We start from the raw sequence: 18,911 nt of genomic DNA, 5'->3' as shown, positions 1-18,911 counted from the left end.
ACAATCTATCATCACTTTGTCGCTATTGCACGCACTGTCAGGCAAACCAGGCGGTCCAGGCTGCGGAAAGCGGCATTGCCAGAAGCAATGCTGGAAGCATGTTGACCACCGGGAACATTTTAATGCCACAGATGCGTAAGCCGGTTGCCAGCAGCAATAAACCGCCTACAGCGCTGAAGTCTGCCATCATCGACGGTGTGGTCAGCGGTAATATCAGCGCGGCAGCCCACGCCAGCGTTAACTGGATGATCAGTAATGGGATACTAATTACCGACACCGCAATACCCAACGAGCAGGCGAAGATCATCGCCGTAAAGAAATCGAGAAATGACTTGGCGATTAAAATACTCGGATCGCCGGTCATCCCTTCGTTCATCGCCCCGAAGATCCCGGTGCCGCTGGCGCAAAACAGGACAATAATCGCGACATAATTCTGAATAAAAGATTCATGCGCTGGCTTCTTACGTGAGTGGCGAAACAGATTTTGCGCTTTGGCGACCACTGTATTGACGCCTTTTTCCAGCAGACAAATTTCGCCGATTAATGCTCCGAGTAAGGTTGCTAAAACCATCGCCGGAAGGTTGGCGCATTTCACCACCAGTAAAATACCAATCCCCAGCGATGCCAGACCAAAAATTGATGTCATGGAGACGCGGATACGTTCCGGTAAGCGTTGACTAAGGAGTGCACCGAGAACGCCACCCAGTAATACTGCACTTGCGTTGATAAAAGGACCGATGACCACAAGAGTTCCTGTTAGCTGCATTGTCTGATTTTCTTATTATGAACGTTTGGCTCCTTCGATGGCTTGTTTGTTCGCAAAGTCCTGGCTTGCGCGCTTTAGCGAAAGGTGCCATGATTGCGCGAATTTTCTCCTCACTGTACGGAGTTTGCCCGATGCACGCCACCTCCTTACATTCTCTTGCTTATCGCCGTTTCGCGCGAAACTCCTCCCTTTTTCTGCTCATGCGGTGAAGTTAACGCACGCTCACTGCAGGACAACAGTAAAATCAGAGCGTTTCTGCTTTTACTGATGTCTGGCGGTCGGAGCTGGTGACCAGTTTGACCCACATCTCATGGGGCAGGTTTGTCCATCCTGTCCGGTACTCTTACTTCCCCGAAACGGGTTTTGCGCTTATGAAATCAATGAATATTGCCGCCAGTAGTGAACTGGTATCCCGACTTTCTACTCATCGCCGCGTGGTGGCGTTGGGAGATACTGATTTTACGGACGTCGCGGCAGTCGTCATTACCGCTGCGGATAGCCGCAGTGGCATTCTTGCGTTGCTTAAGCGCACCGGTTTTCATCTACCGGTGTTTTTGTATTCCGAACATGCTGTTGAATTACCTGCGGGCGTTACGGCGGTAATCAACGGCAACGAGCAGCAGTGGCTGGAGCTGGAATCCGCAGCCTGTCAGTATGAAGAGAATTTGCTGCCACCGTTTTATGACACGCTGACGCAGTACGTTGAGATGGGTAATAGCACCTTTGCTTGCCCTGGACATCAACATGGTGCGTTCTTTAAAAAGCATCCTGCCGGACGCCATTTTTACGATTTCTTTGGTGAGAACGTCTTTCGCGCCGATATGTGTAACGCTGACGTAAAATTGGGCGATCTGCTTATTCATGAAGGATCGGCGAAAGATGCGCAGAAATTCGCAGCCAAAGTCTTTCATGCCGATAAAACCTATTTTGTGCTGAACGGCACATCGGCAGCGAATAAAGTGGTGACGAATGCGCTGTTAACGCGTGGCGATCTGGTGCTCTTCGACCGTAACAACCATAAGTCGAATCATCACGGCGCGCTGATTCAGGCGGGGGCGACGCCAGTCTATCTGGAAGCTTCACGTAACCCGTTTGGTTTCATTGGCGGTATTGATGCGCACTGTTTTAATGAAGAGTATCTGCGCCAGCAAATTCGCGACGTTGCGCCAGAAAAAGCTGAGTTGCCGCGCCCGTTTCGCCTGGCGATTATTCAGCTGGGAACCTATGACGGCACTGTCTATAACGCCCGACAGGTGGTCGATACCATTGGGCATCTATGTGATTACATTCTGTTTGATTCCGCGTGGGTCGGTTACGAACAGTTTATCCCAATGATGGCGGATAGCTCGCCGCTGCTGTTAGAGCTTAACGAAAACGATCCGGGGATCTTTGTGACGCAGTCGGTGCATAAACAGCAGGCGGGCTTCTCGCAGACATCGCAGATCCATAAAAAAGATAACCATATTCGCGGGCAGGCGCGTTTTTGCCCGCATAAGCGGTTAAATAATGCCTTTATGCTCCATGCTTCTACCAGCCCGTTCTATCCGCTGTTTGCCGCGCTGGACGTTAACGCCAAAATTCATGAAGGGGAGAGTGGGCGTCGGCTGTGGGCGGAGTGCGTTGCGTTGGGGATTGAAGCCCGGAAGGCGATTCTTGCGCGCTGTAAGCTGTTCCGCCCGTTTATTCCACCCGTTGTTGATGGCAAATTGTGGCAGGATTATCCGACGTCAGTGTTAGCCAGCGACCGTCGTTTTTTCAGTTTTGAGCCGGGGGCGAAGTGGCACGGCTTTGAAGGATATGCCGCGGAGCAGTATTTTGTCGATCCGTGTAAGCTGTTACTGACCACACCAGGTATCAATGCCGAAACCGGCGAATATAGCGACTTTGGCGTTCCGGCGACGATTCTGGCGCACTATCTGCGTGAGAACGGCATTGTGCCGGAGAAGTGCGATCTCAACTCCATTCTGTTCTTATTAACGCCGGCGGAAAGCCACGAGAAGCTGGCGCAACTGGTGGCGATGCTGGCGCAGTTTGAACAGCATATTGAGGATGACTCACCGCTGGCTGAGGTGTTGCCGAGCGTTTATAACAAATATCCGGTGCGCTATCGCGACTACACCCTGCGCCAGTTGTGTCAGGAGATGCACGATCTGTATGTCAGTTTCGACGTCAAAGACCTACAAAAAGCGATGTTCCGCCAGCAGAGTTTCCCGTCAGTGGTGATGAATCCCCAGGATGCGCATAGCGCTTATATTCGCGGTGAAGTGGAGTTGGTGCGGATTCGTGATGCCGAAGGGCGAATTGCGGCAGAAGGGGCGTTGCCTTATCCACCTGGCGTGCTTTGCGTGGTACCCGGGGAAGTCTGGGGTGGGGCGGTTCAACGTTATTTCCTTGCGCTGGAAGAAGGGGTGAATTTGCTGCCAGGTTTTTCACCGGAGCTGCAAGGTGTCTATAGCGAAACCGATGCGGATGGTATGAAACGGTTGTACGGGTATGTGTTGAAGTAAGAATAAAAAAACGGGTCACCTTCTGGCGACCCGTTTTTCTTTGCGTAATTAGTGGCTAACCGTCTGTGTGCCTGTCGGGACACGAACGTGTTTATATTTGAACATCGCCATAAACGCGAAGGCCAGAACCACGGAGTAACCTGCGAAAATCAGCCATACGGTTTGCCAGTCGGTAATGCCGTTTTGGGTATACATCTCAACCACTTTACCGCTCACGATGCCGCCGAGGATACAGCCGAAGCCGTTGGTCATCATCAGGAACATCCCTTGCGCACTGGCGCGAATTGCCGGGCTAACTTCTTTTTCGACAAACACCGAGCCAGAGATGTTGAAGAAGTCGAATGCGCAACCGTAAACGATCATCGACAGTACCAGCAGCACGGTACCGAACGGAGTCGGGTCGCCGTAAGCAAACAGCGCAAAACGCAGGATCCACGCCACGATACTGATCATCATTACGTTCTTAATACCGTAGCGGCTTAAGAAGAACGGGATGGTCAGAATGAACAGGGTTTCAGAGATCTGCGAAATCGACATGATGATTGACGCATGCTGCACGATGAAGCTGCTGGCAAACATCGGATCTTTGTCGAAGCTGTGCAGGAAGGTATTACCAAACATGTTGGTAATCTGCAGTTCCGCGCCCAGCAGCATTGAGAAGATGAAGAAGATTGCCATACGCTTGTTTTTAAACAGCGCGAATGCATCGAGGCCCAGCAGGGTTGTCCAGCTCTGATTCGCTTGCTGTTTAGCAACCGGAATATGCGGCAGAGTCAGGGTAAACAGAACCAGAATGGCGGAAAGAGCTGCGCCAATATACAGCTGCATGTGGCTTAATTCGAAGCCAGACAGGCTCACCACCCACATTGCCATGATAAAGCCGATGGTGCCCCAGATACGGATTGGCGGGAAGTCAGTAACGATATCCATCCCGGCATTTTGCAGGCGATAGTAAGAGATGGTGTTGATTAACCCAAGCGTTGGCATATAAGCAAACGAGTTAATCAATATCACAAGGAACATCGCTTCCGGCGTCGTGACCTGTGCTGCCATGAACAGCGTGATAGCGCCAATGGTGTGGCAAATGGCATAGACCCATTTCGCACTTAACCATTTGTCGGCCACAATCCCCAGCAGCGCAGGCATAAAGACCGCGGCGATACCCAGTGAGCTATAAACTGCGCCAATAGAAGCACCGTCAAACTTCAGGGTAACAAACATATAGGAACCGAGGGTCGTCAGCCAACTTCCCCACAGACAGAACTGCAGAAAAGAGAGGATTTTCAGCTGCAGCTTAAGATTCATGTTAATTTCCTCACATCGTGATGCGGATGAGTGTTTGAAAAAGCACATTTGACCGTGCGAGATGATGCGATTCTATCAACTTCGCAGACTGGTTTTTTGTTACCTGTGGCAAATAATTGCAAACATTCCCAATTTGCAAAACGAAATTGTGATGTGGATAACATTTTTGCCCCTGAGCATCGTCAGGGGCGGTAAGTGGAATTATCGGCGGCGGTAAGATTTTTGCGCAGTGTTCACTTTATAAAGATAACGGCGAGATTCCGCAGAGGGATGGCGGGTCGTCAGCGTCTGATAAACATCGCCCGGCGTCATGGTGTTAATAATATTAGCCGCCTGAATCTTATCATTCGAAAAGACTCGCAGCACGCTGCCTGCGCCGCCGTTATAGGCGGTGATGACGGCGTAACGCCGCGACGTTGGGTTATCAATTCCGCCAAGATAAACATTATTCAGCATCGCCAGATACGCGGTGCCGGTATCAATATTGCTGGCAGGATCAAACAAGAAACTGCGGCTCGGCGTGCCGGATTTCCCCTGCGAGCGGAACACATCTTTCCCGGCAGTATGTTGTACCACCTGCATTAGCCCCAGCGCGTCGGAACGGCTGACCGCATAGGGGTTAAAGGAAGATTCGGTCTGCATAATTGCGAGAATCAGCGACTCATCAACGCCATATTTCCGTGACGCCTGGCGGACCATGCCGAGATATTTGTGCGCACGTTTATCAAGGTGGTTCGGCACCATGTTAATGGTGACACTGTAGATGATACGCAGCCCGTTGCTGCGGCTTTTCAGACGGTTTTTCAGCAGATAATCCGCGAAGTTGCTCGCACGACCTTCCCAGCGAATCGGCTGCCCGGTGTTGTCCACCACCTGACCGTAAAGGAAAGGTTCTTTCGAAATCGTAATATCATCAACGTCGGAATAGAGATCGACCGAACTCGGATCGTCACCCATCAGCAACGTTTTGATTATTGCCCGGCGCAGGTGCGCGGCAGGTTCTGTCCCGGCGATGGTTTCGATAGTAATCGTACCGTCATCGAAGTTGATGTGGCTGCGGGTCTGATATTGATCGGTGTATTTCACGTAGTCCTTAGGACCGGCGATCACCACCTCTTTGAAGTCCCAGATGTTCTCAATATTGTGGGCAAATTGCCCCATCAGAATATCAAAACCGTTGGTATCTTTGACCCAGGCTTCGTTATAGGTATCGCCTTTTTTGGTCGTCGAACAGGAGATGAGCAACGGCGCAATCAAAGCCAGCGCGAGATATTTTTTCATCATTCCGGGTGCGTGTTGTGTTTGTATTTATGCAGGTGCCGGAGGCGTGCTCCGGCACTGTTTTTATTTTTTATCTTCCGGCGTATAGCCCTCGATATGCACCTCTTTACCCTCGAACAGGAAGTTGACCATCTCCTGCTCCAGCAGTTTGCGGTGCTCGGCATTCATCATGTTGAGTTTCTTTTCATTAATCAGCATGGTTTGTTTGTGCTGCCACTGCGCCCAGGCTTCTTTGGAGATCTCGTTATAGATGCGTTTTCCCAGTTCGCCGGGGTACAGCTGAAAATCCTGACCTTCTGCTTCACGTTGCAGGAAAGTACAAAAAATCGTTCTGCTCATAAATCATCCTCTTTATCGACTCACGCGCTAAACCGGCGCGCCAGTGCGTAACTGCTGTAACAAACGCTCCACGGGAGCCGCCAGGCCAACTGACGGCGGTTGCGCTAAGTTATACCAGAGCGCATTGCCTTCATCCATGCAGCCGGTGAATGACGACACGGGAAGCCACATAGGCACAATATCTAAGTGGAAATGGCTGAATGTATGGCGAAACGCGGTCAGCTGCGTCAGGTTATCGGCAGCAATCTGCCGTTGCGCCAGCCATTGCCGCAAACTTTCTTCATCGGCAAACTGCGGGAAACAGTATAAACCGCCCCACAATCCGCTCGGCGGACGCTGCGCCAGAAATACTTCATCTTCGTGCTGTAACAGCAGAAAGTAGCCGGTGCGCTCCGGTAGCGTCTGTTTCGGTTTTTTGCCCGGATAAAGCGACCAGCTATTGTTGGCGGTGGCAATACACCCGTTTTGTAGCGGACAGAGCGAACATTTCGGCTTCGAGCGCGTACAAATCATCGCGCCCAAATCCATCATCGCCTGGTTAAACCGTTCCACGCCAACCGCGGGCGTCACCTGCTCGCTCAAACTCCATAGTTTATTCTCGACCTCTTTTTTCCCAGGCCAGCCGCTTACAGCATAGCAGCGCGCCAGCACGCGTTTGACGTTACCGTCGAGAATCGGAAAGTGCTTACCCAGAGAAAGCGAGAGAATCGCGCCTGCGGTGGAACGCCCGACGCCCGGTAACGCGGCAACCTCATCAAAGGTTTCCGGGAATTTACCGCCGTGTAAGGTGGCAACTTGCTGTGCCGCTTTATGTAGATTGCGCGCGCGGGCGTAATAGCCCAGTCCGGTCCACAAGTGGAGAACTTCGTCCAGCGGCGCATTGGCGAGATCGGTCACCGTCGGGAAGCGCGCCATAAAGCGTTCAAAATAGGGGATAACGGTCGCAACCTGAGTTTGTTGCAACATCACTTCTGAGAGCCATACTTTGTAGGGCGTCTTGTCAATTTGCCAGGGCAGAGTTTTTCGCCCGTATTTATCGTACCAGTCCAGAACCTGGGCTGAAAATTGCGACGCTTGCATGGTCACCGAATTCACTGTTGTTGGGGGCAAGATTGCAGCACAGCGACGGCAGGGTGTAAACCGGAACTTTCCGCAGCCACGGCCTTATCATGCTTGCATCCGGCAACTAACTTTGGATAATGCCCGTTTTCAGAACACTTTCACAAGCGACTAAATCTTTATGAAAAACGACGTCATCTCACCGGAATTTGATGAAAACGGCCGCCCGCTGCGCCGTATCCGTAGTTTTGTGCGCCGCCAGGGGCGACTGACCAAAGGCCAGGAACATGCGCTGGAAAACTACTGGCCGGTGATGGGCGTTGAGTTCAGCGAAGATATGCTGGATTTCCCTGCGCTTTTTGGCCGTGAAGCGCCAGTGACGCTTGAGATTGGTTTCGGCATGGGGGCGTCGCTGGTGGCAATGGCTAAAGATCGCCCTGAGCAGGACTTCCTCGGCATTGAAGTGCATTCACCAGGCGTTGGTGCGTGCCTGTCTTCTGCGCATGAAGAGGGCTTAAGCAACCTGCGCGTGATGTGTCATGATGCGGTTGAAGTGCTGCATAAAATGATTCCTGACAATTCATTGCGCATGGTGCAGCTCTTTTTCCCTGACCCGTGGCACAAAGCGCGCCATAATAAACGCCGTATCGTTCAGGTGCCGTTTGCCGAACTGGTAAAAAGCAAACTGCAGCTGGGGGGCGTATTCCATATGGCGACCGACTGGGAACCTTATGCGGAACATATGCTTGAAGTGATGTCTTCTATTGACGGTTATAAAAACCTGTCAGAGAGCAATGATTACGTACCGCGTCCGGCATCACGTCCGGTGACGAAATTTGAACAACGTGGTCATCGTCTTGGTCACGGAGTATGGGACTTAATGTTCGAGAGGGTGAAATAATGGCAAAGAACCGTAGCCGTCGTCTGCGTAAAAAAATGCACATCGACGAATTCCAGGAATTAGGATTTTCGGTGGCATGGCGATTCCCGGAAGGTACATCGGAAGAACAGATTGATAAAACCGTTGATGACTTTATTAACGAGGTTATCGAACCGAACAAACTGGCCTTTGACGGCAGCGGATATCTGGCCTGGGAAGGTCTGATCTGCATGCAGGAAATCGGCAAATGCACCGAAGAACATCAGGCGATTGTGCGTAAGTGGCTGGAAGAGCGCAAACTGGATGAGGTACGCACCAGCGAACTTTTCGACGTTTGGTGGGACTAAGAAAGCATACGGGCGATGACAAATGCAAAACTGTCTGATGCGCTACGCTTATCAGGCCTGGAAAGATGCACAATCGAGTAGGCCGGATAAGGCGTTTACGCCGCATCCGGCATGGATAACGTGTACTTTGTTATCAATCTGGGGCCAGCAAATGCTGGCCTGATTTGTTCTTGAGGGAAGACTATGATGCGCAAAATGCTGCTGGCGGCAGCACTTTCAGTGACGGCGATGACCGCTCACGCCGACTACCAGTGCAGCGTCACGCCGCGTGATGATGTGATTGTCAGCCCGCAAACCGTGCAGGTGAAGGGCGAAAACGGCAATCTGGTGATCACGCCAGACGGCAACGTGATGTATAACGGTAAGCAATATTCCCTGAACGCCGCCCAGCGCGAGCAGGCGAAGGATTATCAGGCTGAACTGCGTAGTACGCTGCCGTGGATTGATGAAGGCGCGAAAAGCCGCGTCGAGAAAGCCCGTATCGTGCTGGATAAAATCATCGTTCAGGAGATGGGCGAAAACAGCAAAATGCGCAGCCGTCTGACCAAACTTGATGCGCAACTGAAAGAGCAGATGAACCGCATTATCGAAACGCGCAGCGATGGCCTGACGTTCCACTATAAAGCCATTGATCAGGTTCGCGCCGAAGGCCAGCAATTAGTGAATCAGGCAATGGGCGGAATTTTACAGGACAGCATTAATGAAATGGGCGCGAAAGCGGTGCTGAAAAGCGGTGGTAACCCATTACAGAATGTGCTGGGAAGCCTGGGCGGTCTGCAATCCTCAATCCAGACCGAATGGAAAAAGCAGGAAAAAGACTTCCAGCAGTTTGGCAAAGATGTCTGTAGCCGCGTTGTGACTTTGGAAGATAGCCGCAAAGCCCTGGTCGGAAATTTAAAATAATCCTCTATTTTAAGACGGCATAATACTTTTTTATGCCGTTTAATTCTTCGTTTTGTTACCTGTCTCTAACTTTGTAGATCTCCAAAATATATTCACGTTGTAAATTGTTTAACGTCAAATTTCCCATACAAAGCTAAGGGATAATGCGTAGCGTTCACGTAACTGGAGGAATGAAATGGAGTTTTTCAAAAAGACGGCACTTGCCGCACTGGTTATGGGTTTTAGTGGTGCAGCATTGGCATTACCCAATATCACCATTTTAGCAACCGGCGGGACCATTGCCGGTGGTGGTGACTCCGCAACCAAATCTAACTACACAGCGGGTAAAGTTGGCGTAGAAAATCTGGTTAATGCGGTGCCGCAACTGAAGGACATTGCGAACGTTAAAGGCGAGCAGGTAGTGAATATCGGCTCCCAGGACATGAACGATAATGTCTGGCTGACACTGGCGAAAAAAATTAACACCGACTGCGATAAAACCGACGGCTTCGTCATTACTCACGGTACCGACACGATGGAAGAAACCGCTTACTTCCTCGACCTGACGGTGAAATGCGACAAACCGGTGGTGATGGTCGGCGCAATGCGCCCGTCCACGTCCATGAGCGCAGACGGTCCATTCAACCTGTATAACGCGGTAGTGACCGCAGCTGATAAAGCCTCCGCTAATCGTGGCGTGCTGGTGGTGATGAACGACACCGTACTGGACGGTCGCGATGTCACCAAAACCAACACCACCGACGTAGCGACCTTCAAGTCTGTTAACTACGGTCCTCTGGGTTACATTCACAACGGTAAGATTGACTACCAACGTACCCCGGCACGTAAGCATACCAGCGACACGCCGTTCGATGTCTCTAAGCTGAATGAACTGCCGAAAGTCGGCATCGTTTATAACTACGCTAACGCATCCGATCTTCCGGCTAAAGCACTGGTAGATGCGGGCTATGATGGCATCGTCAGCGCTGGTGTGGGTAACGGTAACCTGTATAAATCCGTGTTCGACACTCTGGCGACCGCCGCGAAAAACGGCACTGCAGTAGTGCGTTCTTCCCGCGTACCGACGGGCGCTACCACTCAGGATGCCGAAGTGGATGATGCGAAATATGGCTTCGTGGCCTCTGGCACGCTGAACCCGCAAAAAGCGCGCGTTCTGCTGCAACTGGCTCTGACGCAAACCAAAGATCCGCAGCAGATCCAGCAGCTCTTCAATCAGTACTAATCACCTCGCCCCGGTATCGTGCCGGGGCTTTTCACTTCAGACTCACGTCCATTGCCAATTTTTATCACCCTAATGATAATCACCGGAATAAATTATTCCGTGCGAGGGTTTTCGGGTGAAAAAGCAATGGATTGTAGGCACGGCGCTGCTTATGTTGATGACTGGTAATGCCTGGGCAGATGGCGAACCGCCAACTGAAAATATCTTAAAAGATCAATTCAAAAAGCAGTATCACGGCATTCTCAAGCTTGATGCCATCAGCTTAAAAAATCTTGATGCTAAGGGTAATCAGGCCACCTGGTCAGCGGAAGGCGATGTCTCTTCCAGTGACGATCTCTATACCTGGGTCGGTCAGTTGGCAGATTACGAACTGCTCGAACAGACCTGGACGAAAGATAAACCGGTAAAATTCTCGGCGATGTTAACCAGTAAAGGAACGCCCGCGTCTGGCTGGTCGGTGAACTTTTACTCTTTTCAGGCGGCAGCCAGCGATCGTGGGCGGGTGGTCGACGATATCAAAACGAATAATAAATATCTGATCGTGAATAGCGAAGATTTCAATTATCGCTTTAGTCAGCTTGAATCAGCGTTGAATACCCAGAAGAACTCGATTCCTGCGCTGGAAAAGGAAGTGAAAGCGCTTGATAAGCAAATGGTGGCGGCGCAGAAAGCAGCGGATGCATATTGGGGAAAAGATGCAAACGGTAAGCAAATGACCCGCGAAGACGCATTTAAAAAAATTCACCAACAGCGTGATGAGTTTAATAAACAGAACGATAGCGAGGCGTTCGCGGTTAAATATGACAAAGAGGTTTATCAACCGGCGATTGCGGCATGTCATAAACAGAGTGCAGAGTGTTATGAAGTGCCGATTCAGCAGAAGCGAGATTTCGATATCAACGAACAACGGCGACAGACTTTTCTGCAATCACAAAAACTTAGCCGTAAATTGCAGGATGACTGGATAACGCTCGAAAAAGGGCAATATCCGTTAACGATGAAAGTTTCAGAAATAAACAGTAAAAAAGTCGCGATTTTGATGAAAATTGACGATATTAACCAGGCTAATGAACGCTGGAAAAAAGATACCGAACAATTGCGGCGCAATGGGGTGATTAAGTAATTTTTGCGATGACGCAAGAGTTGTAGCCGGATGTTGCGTACACGCCGCATCCGGCAATACAAATTTACTCAGCCAGAAAAAGCTCCAGCAGCGAATTTAAAAACAACTTCCCATGTTCCGTTATCTGCCAGTAATCCGCACATTCTGTGAGATAACCCTGAGCAATAGCCTCGTCTAACTGAGGGCGAATAACCTCTTCTGAAAGGCCAGTATACTGGCTAAACTCCACGCGCGGCGCGGCTTCCAGCAGACGGAAGCGATTCATAAAGAACTCAAACGGCTTATCTGCGGCTTCGACATCACGCTGGCTTTCCAGATACCGCCCCTGCATAAAACCACGCGGATGACGCGTTTTGGTGGTACGCAGAATGCGCCCATCCGGGAAGGTGACTTTGCCGTGCGCGCCGCAGCCAATACCGATGTAGTCACCAAATCGCCAGTAGTTGAGATTGTGCTGGCACTGATAACCTGGTTTGGCGTAAGCGGATGTTTCATATTGCTGATAACCCGCAGCCGTTAATAACTGATGCCCTTGCTCGAAGATATCCCACAATGCATCGTCGTCCGGCAGTACAGGAGGGCGTGAGCCAAACAACGTATTAGGTTCGATGGTCAGTTGATACCAGGAAAGGTGCGGCGGATTCAGTTCAATGGCCTGGCGTAGATCGCCAAGCGCCTCTTCCAGTGATTGATCAGGCAACCCATGCATCAAATCGAGGTTAAAACTACGCAGCCCCAGCCCGCTTGCCAGATTTGCCGCCCGTTTCGCTTCTTGCGGGCCATGAATACGTCCAAGTCGTTTTAGCTTTTCTTCGCTAAAACTCTGCACACCAATAGAGATGCGGTTTACACCAGCACGCTGATAATCAACAAAGCGATCGGCTTCTACCGTGCCTGGGTTCGCTTCCATGGTGATTTCTGCATCCGCTGCCAGCGGCAAACGCGCACGCACGCCGTCCAGCAGCGTTTGCATCGCCGGGCCAGAAAGCAGGCTCGGCGTACCGCCGCCAATAAAGATTGTCTGCACTTCACGGCCCTGAGCGTAAGCCACATCGTTGTCCAGATCGTTAAGCAGATGCTGAACATAATCGTCGTGCGGCACTTCTCCTTTCAACGCGTGAGAGTTGAAATCGCAGTACGGGCATTTCTGCACGCACCACGGGATGTGAATGTAGAGACTCAGCGGCGGTAATTTAACCATTTCGTAAAGCGTCCAACAGCAGTTTCAATGCCTGACCACGGTGGGAAATGGCGCTCTTTTCTTCGCGGGTCAGTTCGGCAGCAGTTTTACCTTCGGAAGGCACGAAGAAGATTGGATCATAACCAAAGCCGCCAGTACCCGCCGGTTCACGAGTAATCACGCCAGACCAGCTACCGTGGCACACCAGCGGAGTCGGATCTTCCGCGTGGCGCAGATATACCAGCACGCAGTGGAAACGCGCCTGACGTTGGTCGTCCGGTACGTCTTTCATTGTTTCCAGCAGTTTTTGCAGATTCTTTTGATCGGTCGCGTCTTCACCGGAATAACGTGCGGAGTAAATCCCAGGCGCGCCGCCAAGCACATCTACCGCCAGACCAGAGTCGTCGGCAATTGCTGGTAAACCGGTCACTTTTGCCGCGTGTCGTGCTTTCAGAATCGCGTTTTCGATAAAGGTCAGGCCGGTTTCTTCGGCAGAATCTACGCCGAGGTCTGTTTGGGCCACGATATCAAGACCGAAGTCGCTAAGCAGCGACGCCAGCTCACGCACTTTACCGGCATTGCCGGTTGCGAGGACAACTTTTTGCATAGGATACCTAATTAATTAACGCCGCGATTTCTGGCGGGATTTGTTGCGGATTAATGATTTTAATTTGTTTGTGGCGGCCAAGTTCGCCTTTTTCAATCACCACCTGGCTTTTGGCTACCCGGAATTGCTTGCCGAGAAACTTCACCAGATGGCTGTTGGCCTGGCCGTCAACTGGCGGCGCGGTAATGGCGACTTTTACTTCGTCGCCATGTAAACCGACAATAGAATCACGGCTGGCTTTCGGCTGAATATAAAGCCGTAAAACCAGACCGTCATCATTAACTGTTACGGCACTCATAACGCCATCCACAGCCCCGGTAGTAGCATATTTCCGGTCGCCTGCAGTACTTCTGCGACACCCATATTAATGACATACAGCAGCAGAACGAGGATCATCGGCGAGAAATCAATCCCACCCATTGCTGGCAGCAGGCGGCGAATCGGGCGCAGCAGAGGATCGGCAAGCTGAATCAGGACGTATTCAATCGGGCTACGACCCTGGCTTACCCAGCTCATAATCGCCATCACCAGCAGGACCCAGAAAATCAGCAGGCCGATGGTTTTCAGCAAAATCAGTAAACCGGCAATCCAGATGATTGGCAGGAAGGTCACCACTTTAAACAGCACGATGGCTTTGATGAAACTGAGAATGTACGCAACCAGCAGTGAGGCGCTGTCAATTGGCCCCATTGCAGGAATAACGCGGCGCAGTGGCCCGATAATTGGCTGCGTTACCTTCACTACAAACTGTGAGAAGGGGTTGTAAAAATCACAATGAGCCCACTGCATCCAGATGCGTAATAACAGCACCATGGTATACAGCTCAATGACCGTTGAAAGCAGGAAAGTCAACGTATTCATGGCGTTCCTTTAATTCCTTATTTTTTAGAGTAATCACGCGCACCAAAAATTGCAGTGCCGATACGAACCATCGTGCTACCTGCCGCGATGGCGGCTTCCATATCGTCCGACATTCCCAGAGAGAGCGTGTCGATATGCGGGTAGCGCGTTTTCAGTCCGGCAAATGCTACAGCCATTTGGCGTGCAACTTCAAACTGCCTTACATATTCTGACTCAGGCGCAGGGATTGCCATCAGCCCGCGCAGACGTAAACGCGGTAGTTCAGAGACCGCTGCTGCCAGCTCGTCCAGTTCAGCCAGTTGAATCCCGGACTTACTGTTTTCATCACTAATATTAATTTGAATCAGTACGTTAAGAGGGGGGAGTTCTGCCGGGCGCTGGTCGTTCAGGCGGGTGGCGATGCGCAAACGGTCGATGGTATGACACCAGTCGAAATGTTCTGCCACCAGGCGGCTTTTATTAGACTGCAACGGGCCAATAAAATGCCATTCTAATCCTGTTACGCCCAGTTCCTGAAAGTGGCGAATTTTATCTACCCCTTCCTGAACATAGTTTTCACCAAATTGACGCTGCCCGGCATCAATGGCTTCTGCGATGGCGCTCGCAGGTTTTGTTTTACTGACTGCAAGCAGCGTAATTTCTTCTGGAGAACGGCCGCAACGCGTTGCAGCCGCTGAGATTTTGTCCCGGACCTGTGCCAGGTTATGCGCAATATCGTTCATTTTCCGAGGATCTTAGTATGAATATGGAAGAAATTGTGGCCCTTAGTGTAAAGCATAACGTCTCGGATCTACACCTGTGCAGCGCCTGGCCCGCACGATGGCGTATTCGCGGAAGAATGGAAGCTGCGCCGTTTGACGCGCCGGACGTGGAAGAGCTATTGCGGGAGTGGCTGGATGACGATCAGCGGGCAATATTGCTGGAGAATGGTCAGTTAGATTTTGCTGTGTCGCTGGCGGAAAACCAGCGATTGCGCGGCAGTGCGTTCGCGCAACGGCAAGGTATTTCTCTGGCATTACGGTTGTTACCTTCGCACTGCCCGCAGCTCGAACAGCTTGGCGCACCACCGGTATTGCCGGAATTACTCAAGATCGAGAATGGCCTGATTCTGGTGACGGGGGCGACGGGGAGCGGCAAATCTACCACGCTGGCGGCGATGGTTGGCTATCTCAATCAACATGCCGATGCGCATATTCTGACGCTGGAAGATCCTGTGGAATATCTCTATGCCAGCCAGCGATGTTTGATCCAGCAGCGGGAGATTGGTTTGCACTGTATGACGTTCGCATCGGGGTTGCGGGCTGCATTGCGGGAAGATCCCGATGTGATATTGCTCGGAGAGCTACGTGACAGCGAGACAATCCGTCTGGCGCTGACGGCGGCAGAAACCGGGCATCTGGTGCTGGCAACATTACATACGCGTGGTGCGGCGCAGGCAGTTGAGCGACTGGTGGATTCATTTCCGGCGCAGGAAAAAGATCCCGTGCGTAATCAACTGGCAGGTAGTTTACGGGCGGTGTTGTCACAAAAGCTGGAAGTGGATAAACAGGAAGGACGCGTGGCGCTGTTTGAATTGCTGATTAACACACCCGCGGTGGGGAATTTGATTCGCGAAGGGAAAACCCACCAGTTACCACATGTTATTCAAACTGGGCAACAAGTGGGGATGTTAACGTTTCAGCAGAGTTATCAGCAGCGGGTGGGGGAAGGGCGTTTGTAAATCGCCTTAATATCCCTGCTCGAAATAACTTTCGAGAATAATAACCGCAGAGGCAGAGTCGACTTTACCTTTGTTGAGCGCCCGATAGCCGCCCTGTTCGAACAGACCGGAGCGCGCTTCCACGGTGCTAAGACGCTCGTCATGGAGCTTAACTTCAACACCAAAACGGCCATGAATACGATTGGCGAATTTACGCGCCCGGGCAGTCAACGGTTGCTCGGTACCGTCCATATTCAGCGGCAAACCGACGATAATTTCGTCAGGCTGCCACTCTTTCAGTAAACGTTCGATAAGGTTCCAGTCCGGCGTACCGTCCTGCGCTTTAATTGCGGGCAGTGGGCGAGCGGTGCCGGTAATGCGTTGTCCGACCGCTACGCCAATGCTTTTAGTGCCGAAATCGAAGGCGAGTAAGGTTCCACTCATCAGGCATGCCCTGCCACACCAGGCATGGTGAGAATATCCACACCAATCAGTTTTGCCGCATCGCGCCAGCGGTCGGCAATAGGCGTTTTGAACAGAATATTCAGATCTGCCGGGGCCGTTAGCCACGCGTTATCGAGAATTTCTTGTTCCAGTTGACCTTTCTCCCAGGAGGCATAACCCAGCGCCACCAATACGTCAGACGGTTGTTTATCGGTGCCGAGCGTTTCCAGCACATCGCGGGAAGTGGTCATCACCGTGTTGTCTGAAATGCGAATGCTGGAAGCAAAATTGGAGGGCGGAGTATGCAAAATAAACCCGCGATCTTCCGCCAGTGGGCCGCCGAGCATAACCGGTTTATCCAGACGGATTGATTCATCACGCGGCTCCGGCGTGATCTTCAGCTTTTCCAGAATCCCTTCAATTTTGAGATTTTCCAGCGGCTTGTTGACGATGATCCCCATTGCACCATTGGTATTATGTTCGCAAATGTAGACCACGGAACGACGGAAAATCGGATCCTGGAGAGCAGGCATGGCAATAAGAAAGTGATGCTGTAAATTCATTGTCAGAGGTTCTGTTTCCTGGTTCAAAAAAGCAACAGCGCCCAGTATGCGTGGAAAGAAGGGCGCTGTCACTCAGAGTCTCAACGAGATCCTTCTCGCTAAGGTGGGTTACTGCTGCTGTAAACGTGCTTCGATGGCATCCATTAACATTCCGGTGATCGACACCGGAAACTCTGCTTCAATCTCACGAATACAGGTTGGGCTGGTGACGTTAATTTCAGTCAGACGGTCGCCGATGATATCCAGACCAACAAAAATCAGCCCTTTTTCTTTCAGCGTCGGTCCGATCTGACGGGCGATTTTCCAGTCACTCTCCGTTAGCGGACGAGGTTCACCGCGACCACCGGCAGCCAGATTGCCACGGGTTTCGCCCCCCTGCGGAATACGCGCCAGGCAGTACGGCACCGGTTCGCCATCCACCACCAACACGCGTTTGTCGCCATCTTTAATGGCTGGCAGGTAATTTTGCGCCATGCAGTAGCGAGTGCCATGCTCAGTCAGGGTTTCGGCAATCACGCCGAGGTTTGGATCGCCTTCTTTCACGCGGAAAATCGACGCGCCGCCCATACCGTCAAGCGGCTTAAGAATGATGTCGCTGTGTTTCTCCCAGAACGCTTTCAGCTGTGCTTTATTGCGCGTAACCAGCGTTTCTGGCGTTAAGTCAGAGAACCAGGCGGTAAACAGTTTCTCGTTACAGTCGCGCAGGCTCTGCGGCTTGTTAACGATCAGCGTCCCTTTCTCTTCGGCACGTTCCAGAATATAGGTCGCGTAGATAAACTCGGTATCAAACGGCGGGTCTTTACGCATCAGGATCACATCGAGATCGGCCAGCGGCAGATCCTGTTCACCGACGAACGAAAACCACTCTTCGTAGTTCTGCTTCACGTTCAGCGTGCGGGTATGGGCGCGGGCTTCGCCATTGATCAGATACAGATCGCCCATCTCCATATAGTGAAGTTCGTAACCACGACGCTGTGCTTCCAGCAACATAGCGAAACTGGAATCTTTCTTGATGTTGATGTTTGCGATGGGGTCCATCACGATGCCGAGCTTGATCATTATTCTTCTCCGTTAGCCCAAATCGCCAAAACGCACCTGTAGTGCGGTGATGGCGGTGAGCGCAGTTGTCTCTGTACGCAAAACGCGAGGTCCCAACAGGATATCAGTAAATTGATAGCGGGCAGTCATGGCAATTTCATCTGCCGATAAACCGCCTTCCGGGCCAATTAGCAGGCGGACGCGTTCAACCGGTAACGGCAACGTATTGATGCTGTTACTGGCGCGCGGGTGAAGATTCAGTTTCAGTCCTTCATCCTGCTCTGCACACCAGGCTTCCAGATCCATCGCTGGACGGATTTCCGGCACCCGGTTACGACCACACTGCTCACAGGCAGCAATTGCAATCTTCTGCCACTGCTGGAGCTTCTTGTTCAGACGTTCACTATCCAGTTTAACGCCGCAGCGTTCAGAAAAAAGTGGCGTAATGAGGCTTACACCGAGTTCGATCGATTTCTGGATCGTAAATTCCATTTTTTCGCCACGCGACATCACCTGACCGAGGTGAATATGCAGCGGAGATTCACGATCGTCGAGTTGGCCTTCCAGCACTTTCACTTCCACGCTTTTTTTGCTGGCGCTGGTAATTTCGGCGTCAAAGACCTGGTTGCTACCGTCAAACAATTGCAACGCCTGTCCTGGCCCCATGCGCAGTACGCGCCCGATATGGTTGGCGGCATCTTCGCAAAGCGCGATGTGAGAATGGCTGGTCAGTGGTTCAGGATGATAAATGCGGGGGATACGCATAGTTAAAAATCCGCGTCGTCTC

General features: G+C 51.5%; 22 protein-coding genes. 8 read left to right on the top strand and 14 right to left on the bottom strand.

Annotated features, from left to right (window positions below; all coding sequences use genetic code 11):
• Positions 1-37: 37 nt before the first annotated feature.
• Positions 38-745: a DUF554 domain-containing protein gene (locus tag FQ015_RS11600; protein WP_039021410.1), complete on the bottom strand. Its 708-nt coding sequence runs from the start codon at positions 743-745 to the stop codon at positions 38-40.
• 152 nt (positions 746-897) lie between these two features.
• Here FQ015_RS11600 and FQ015_RS24200 point away from each other — a divergent pair, with 152 nt between their 5' ends.
• On the top strand, positions 898-975 hold the full coding sequence (locus FQ015_RS24200; protein WP_212734103.1) for a hypothetical protein: 78 nt from the start codon (positions 898-900) through the stop codon (positions 973-975).
• Positions 976-1,137: 162 nt separating this feature from the next.
• The gene (gene speC, locus FQ015_RS11595) at positions 1,138-3,273 is read left to right on the top strand and encodes an ornithine decarboxylase (RefSeq protein WP_039021411.1); all 2,136 of its coding nucleotides are present in this window, start codon (positions 1,138-1,140) and stop codon (positions 3,271-3,273) included.
• 48 nt (positions 3,274-3,321) lie between these two features.
• Here speC and nupG read toward each other — a convergent pair whose 3' ends face one another.
• The 4 genes from nupG to mutY all read right to left on the bottom strand — a co-directional run bounded on the left by nupG (position 3,322) and on the right by mutY (position 7,278).
• A complete protein-coding gene (gene nupG, locus FQ015_RS11590; RefSeq protein WP_001049791.1) occupies positions 3,322-4,578 on the bottom strand; it encodes a nucleoside permease NupG in 1,257 nt (418 codons plus the stop codon).
• 201 nt (positions 4,579-4,779) lie between these two features.
• Positions 4,780-5,859 (bottom strand): membrane-bound lytic murein transglycosylase MltC, encoded by a 1,080-nt coding sequence (gene mltC / locus FQ015_RS11585; protein WP_160524091.1) that lies wholly within the window; start codon positions 5,857-5,859, stop codon positions 4,780-4,782.
• Between the two features lie 63 nt (positions 5,860-5,922).
• A complete protein-coding gene (locus FQ015_RS11580; protein WP_000091700.1) occupies positions 5,923-6,198 on the bottom strand; it encodes an oxidative damage protection protein in 276 nt (91 codons plus the stop codon).
• A 27-nt stretch (positions 6,199-6,225) separates the two neighbouring features.
• Positions 6,226-7,278 (bottom strand): A/G-specific adenine glycosylase, encoded by a 1,053-nt coding sequence (gene mutY / locus FQ015_RS11575; protein WP_039021553.1) that lies wholly within the window; start codon positions 7,276-7,278, stop codon positions 6,226-6,228.
• Positions 7,279-7,438: 160 nt separating this feature from the next.
• Here mutY and trmB point away from each other — a divergent pair, with 160 nt between their 5' ends.
• The 5 genes from trmB to FQ015_RS11550 all read left to right on the top strand — a co-directional run bounded on the left by trmB (position 7,439) and on the right by FQ015_RS11550 (position 11,732).
• Positions 7,439-8,158 carry a tRNA (guanosine(46)-N7)-methyltransferase TrmB gene (gene trmB, locus FQ015_RS11570; RefSeq protein WP_000786916.1) on the top strand — a complete coding sequence of 240 codons (720 nt, stop codon included), beginning with the start codon at positions 7,439-7,441 and terminating at the stop codon, positions 8,156-8,158.
• On the top strand, positions 8,158-8,484 hold the full coding sequence (locus tag FQ015_RS11565; protein WP_001107564.1) for a YggL family protein: 327 nt from the start codon (positions 8,158-8,160) through the stop codon (positions 8,482-8,484). The genes trmB and FQ015_RS11565 overlap by 1 nt, the downstream gene beginning before the upstream one ends.
• Positions 8,485-8,667: 183 nt before the next feature.
• Positions 8,668-9,387 (top strand): DUF2884 domain-containing protein, encoded by a 720-nt coding sequence (locus FQ015_RS11560; protein WP_160524073.1) that lies wholly within the window; start codon positions 8,668-8,670, stop codon positions 9,385-9,387.
• A gap of 175 nt (positions 9,388-9,562) precedes the next feature.
• Positions 9,563-10,609, top strand: a complete 1,047-nt coding sequence (gene ansB, locus FQ015_RS11555) for an L-asparaginase 2 (RefSeq protein ID WP_000394126.1) — start codon at positions 9,563-9,565, stop codon at positions 10,607-10,609.
• 115 nt (positions 10,610-10,724) lie between these two features.
• Complete coding sequence (locus tag FQ015_RS11550) at positions 10,725-11,732, top strand: DUF1202 family protein (RefSeq protein WP_000745202.1); 1,008 nt, start codon at positions 10,725-10,727, stop codon at positions 11,730-11,732.
• A 64-nt stretch (positions 11,733-11,796) separates the two neighbouring features.
• Here FQ015_RS11550 and hemW read toward each other — a convergent pair whose 3' ends face one another.
• Genes hemW through yggS form a run of 5 tightly spaced genes read right to left on the bottom strand, consistent with a single transcriptional unit; the run spans position 11,797 to position 15,102 of the window.
• The gene (gene hemW, locus FQ015_RS11545) at positions 11,797-12,933 is read right to left on the bottom strand and encodes a radical SAM family heme chaperone HemW (protein WP_039021550.1); all 1,137 of its coding nucleotides are present in this window, start codon (positions 12,931-12,933) and stop codon (positions 11,797-11,799) included.
• Positions 12,926-13,519: an XTP/dITP diphosphatase gene (locus FQ015_RS11540; RefSeq protein WP_001174755.1), complete on the bottom strand. Its 594-nt coding sequence runs from the start codon at positions 13,517-13,519 to the stop codon at positions 12,926-12,928. The genes hemW and FQ015_RS11540 overlap by 8 nt, the downstream gene beginning before the upstream one ends.
• Positions 13,520-13,526: 7 nt before the next feature.
• Positions 13,527-13,817 (bottom strand): DUF167 family protein YggU, encoded by a 291-nt coding sequence (gene yggU / locus FQ015_RS11535; RefSeq protein ID WP_001277222.1) that lies wholly within the window; start codon positions 13,815-13,817, stop codon positions 13,527-13,529.
• On the bottom strand, positions 13,814-14,380 hold the full coding sequence (yggT, locus tag FQ015_RS11530; protein ID WP_001094831.1) for an osmotic shock tolerance protein YggT: 567 nt from the start codon (positions 14,378-14,380) through the stop codon (positions 13,814-13,816). The genes yggU and yggT overlap by 4 nt, the downstream gene beginning before the upstream one ends.
• Before the next feature lie 17 nt (positions 14,381-14,397).
• On the bottom strand, positions 14,398-15,102 hold the full coding sequence (yggS, locus tag FQ015_RS11525) for a pyridoxal phosphate homeostasis protein (protein ID WP_000997797.1): 705 nt from the start codon (positions 15,100-15,102) through the stop codon (positions 14,398-14,400).
• 17 nt (positions 15,103-15,119) lie between these two features.
• Here yggS and FQ015_RS11520 point away from each other — a divergent pair, with 17 nt between their 5' ends.
• Positions 15,120-16,100 carry a PilT/PilU family type 4a pilus ATPase gene (locus FQ015_RS11520; RefSeq protein ID WP_072039640.1) on the top strand — a complete coding sequence of 327 codons (981 nt, stop codon included), beginning with the start codon at positions 15,120-15,122 and terminating at the stop codon, positions 16,098-16,100.
• Between the two features lie 6 nt (positions 16,101-16,106).
• Here FQ015_RS11520 and ruvX read toward each other — a convergent pair whose 3' ends face one another.
• The 4 genes from ruvX to rsmE form a co-directional block, all read right to left on the bottom strand.
• Complete coding sequence (gene ruvX, locus FQ015_RS11515) at positions 16,107-16,523, bottom strand: Holliday junction resolvase RuvX (RefSeq protein ID WP_000017111.1); 417 nt, start codon at positions 16,521-16,523, stop codon at positions 16,107-16,109.
• Positions 16,523-17,086, bottom strand: a complete 564-nt coding sequence (locus tag FQ015_RS11510) for a YqgE/AlgH family protein (protein ID WP_001339287.1) — start codon at positions 17,084-17,086, stop codon at positions 16,523-16,525. Before FQ015_RS11510 ends, ruvX begins: the two co-directional genes overlap by 1 nt.
• Before the next feature lie 108 nt (positions 17,087-17,194).
• Positions 17,195-18,145: a glutathione synthase gene (gene gshB, locus FQ015_RS11505; protein WP_000593273.1), complete on the bottom strand. Its 951-nt coding sequence runs from the start codon at positions 18,143-18,145 to the stop codon at positions 17,195-17,197.
• A gap of 12 nt (positions 18,146-18,157) precedes the next feature.
• Positions 18,158-18,889: a 16S rRNA (uracil(1498)-N(3))-methyltransferase gene (gene rsmE / locus FQ015_RS11500; protein ID WP_001300912.1), complete on the bottom strand. Its 732-nt coding sequence runs from the start codon at positions 18,887-18,889 to the stop codon at positions 18,158-18,160.
• Positions 18,890-18,911 lie beyond the last annotated feature (22 nt).

The organism is Escherichia sp. HH26CH (genome assembly GCF_009820205.1).
In the GTDB taxonomy this organism is placed as follows: domain Bacteria; phylum Pseudomonadota; class Gammaproteobacteria; order Enterobacterales; family Enterobacteriaceae; genus Escherichia; species Escherichia coli_F.
This window is presented reverse-complemented; position numbering and strand designations above follow the sequence as displayed.

Bases quoted from the DNA above. Each gene is read 5' to 3' on its own strand.
- FQ015_RS24200 (WP_212734103.1), top strand. From the start codon at position 898: ATGCACGCCACCTCCTTACATTCTCTTGCTTATCGCCGTTTCGCGCGA.
- speC (WP_039021411.1), top strand. From the start codon at position 1,138: ATGAAATCAATGAATATTGCCGCCAGTAGTGAACTGGTATCCCGACTT.
- nupG (WP_001049791.1), bottom strand. From the start codon at position 4,578: ATGAATCTTAAGCTGCAGCTGAAAATCCTCTCTTTTCTGCAGTTCTGT.
- mltC (WP_160524091.1), bottom strand. From the start codon at position 5,859: ATGAAAAAATATCTCGCGCTGGCTTTGATTGCGCCGTTGCTCATCTCC.
- FQ015_RS11580 (WP_000091700.1), bottom strand. From the start codon at position 6,198: ATGAGCAGAACGATTTTTTGTACTTTCCTGCAACGTGAAGCAGAAGGT.
- mutY (WP_039021553.1), bottom strand. From the start codon at position 7,278: ATGCAAGCGTCGCAATTTTCAGCCCAGGTTCTGGACTGGTACGATAAA.
- trmB (WP_000786916.1), top strand. From the start codon at position 7,439: ATGAAAAACGACGTCATCTCACCGGAATTTGATGAAAACGGCCGCCCG.
- FQ015_RS11565 (WP_001107564.1), top strand. From the start codon at position 8,158: ATGGCAAAGAACCGTAGCCGTCGTCTGCGTAAAAAAATGCACATCGAC.
- FQ015_RS11560 (WP_160524073.1), top strand. From the start codon at position 8,668: ATGATGCGCAAAATGCTGCTGGCGGCAGCACTTTCAGTGACGGCGATG.
- ansB (WP_000394126.1), top strand. From the start codon at position 9,563: ATGGAGTTTTTCAAAAAGACGGCACTTGCCGCACTGGTTATGGGTTTT.
- hemW (WP_039021550.1), bottom strand. From the start codon at position 12,933: ATGGTTAAATTACCGCCGCTGAGTCTCTACATTCACATCCCGTGGTGC.
- FQ015_RS11540 (WP_001174755.1), bottom strand. From the start codon at position 13,519: ATGCAAAAAGTTGTCCTCGCAACCGGCAATGCCGGTAAAGTGCGTGAG.
- yggU (WP_001277222.1), bottom strand. From the start codon at position 13,817: ATGAGTGCCGTAACAGTTAATGATGACGGTCTGGTTTTACGGCTTTAT.
- yggT (WP_001094831.1), bottom strand. From the start codon at position 14,380: ATGAATACGTTGACTTTCCTGCTTTCAACGGTCATTGAGCTGTATACC.
- yggS (WP_000997797.1), bottom strand. From the start codon at position 15,102: ATGAACGATATTGCGCATAACCTGGCACAGGTCCGGGACAAAATCTCA.
- FQ015_RS11520 (WP_072039640.1), top strand. From the start codon at position 15,120: ATGAATATGGAAGAAATTGTGGCCCTTAGTGTAAAGCATAACGTCTCG.
- ruvX (WP_000017111.1), bottom strand. From the start codon at position 16,523: ATGAGTGGAACCTTACTCGCCTTCGATTTCGGCACTAAAAGCATTGGC.
- FQ015_RS11510 (WP_001339287.1), bottom strand. From the start codon at position 17,086: ATGAATTTACAGCATCACTTTCTTATTGCCATGCCTGCTCTCCAGGAT.
- gshB (WP_000593273.1), bottom strand. From the start codon at position 18,145: ATGATCAAGCTCGGCATCGTGATGGACCCCATCGCAAACATCAACATC.
- rsmE (WP_001300912.1), bottom strand. From the start codon at position 18,889: ATGCGTATCCCCCGCATTTATCATCCTGAACCACTGACCAGCCATTCT.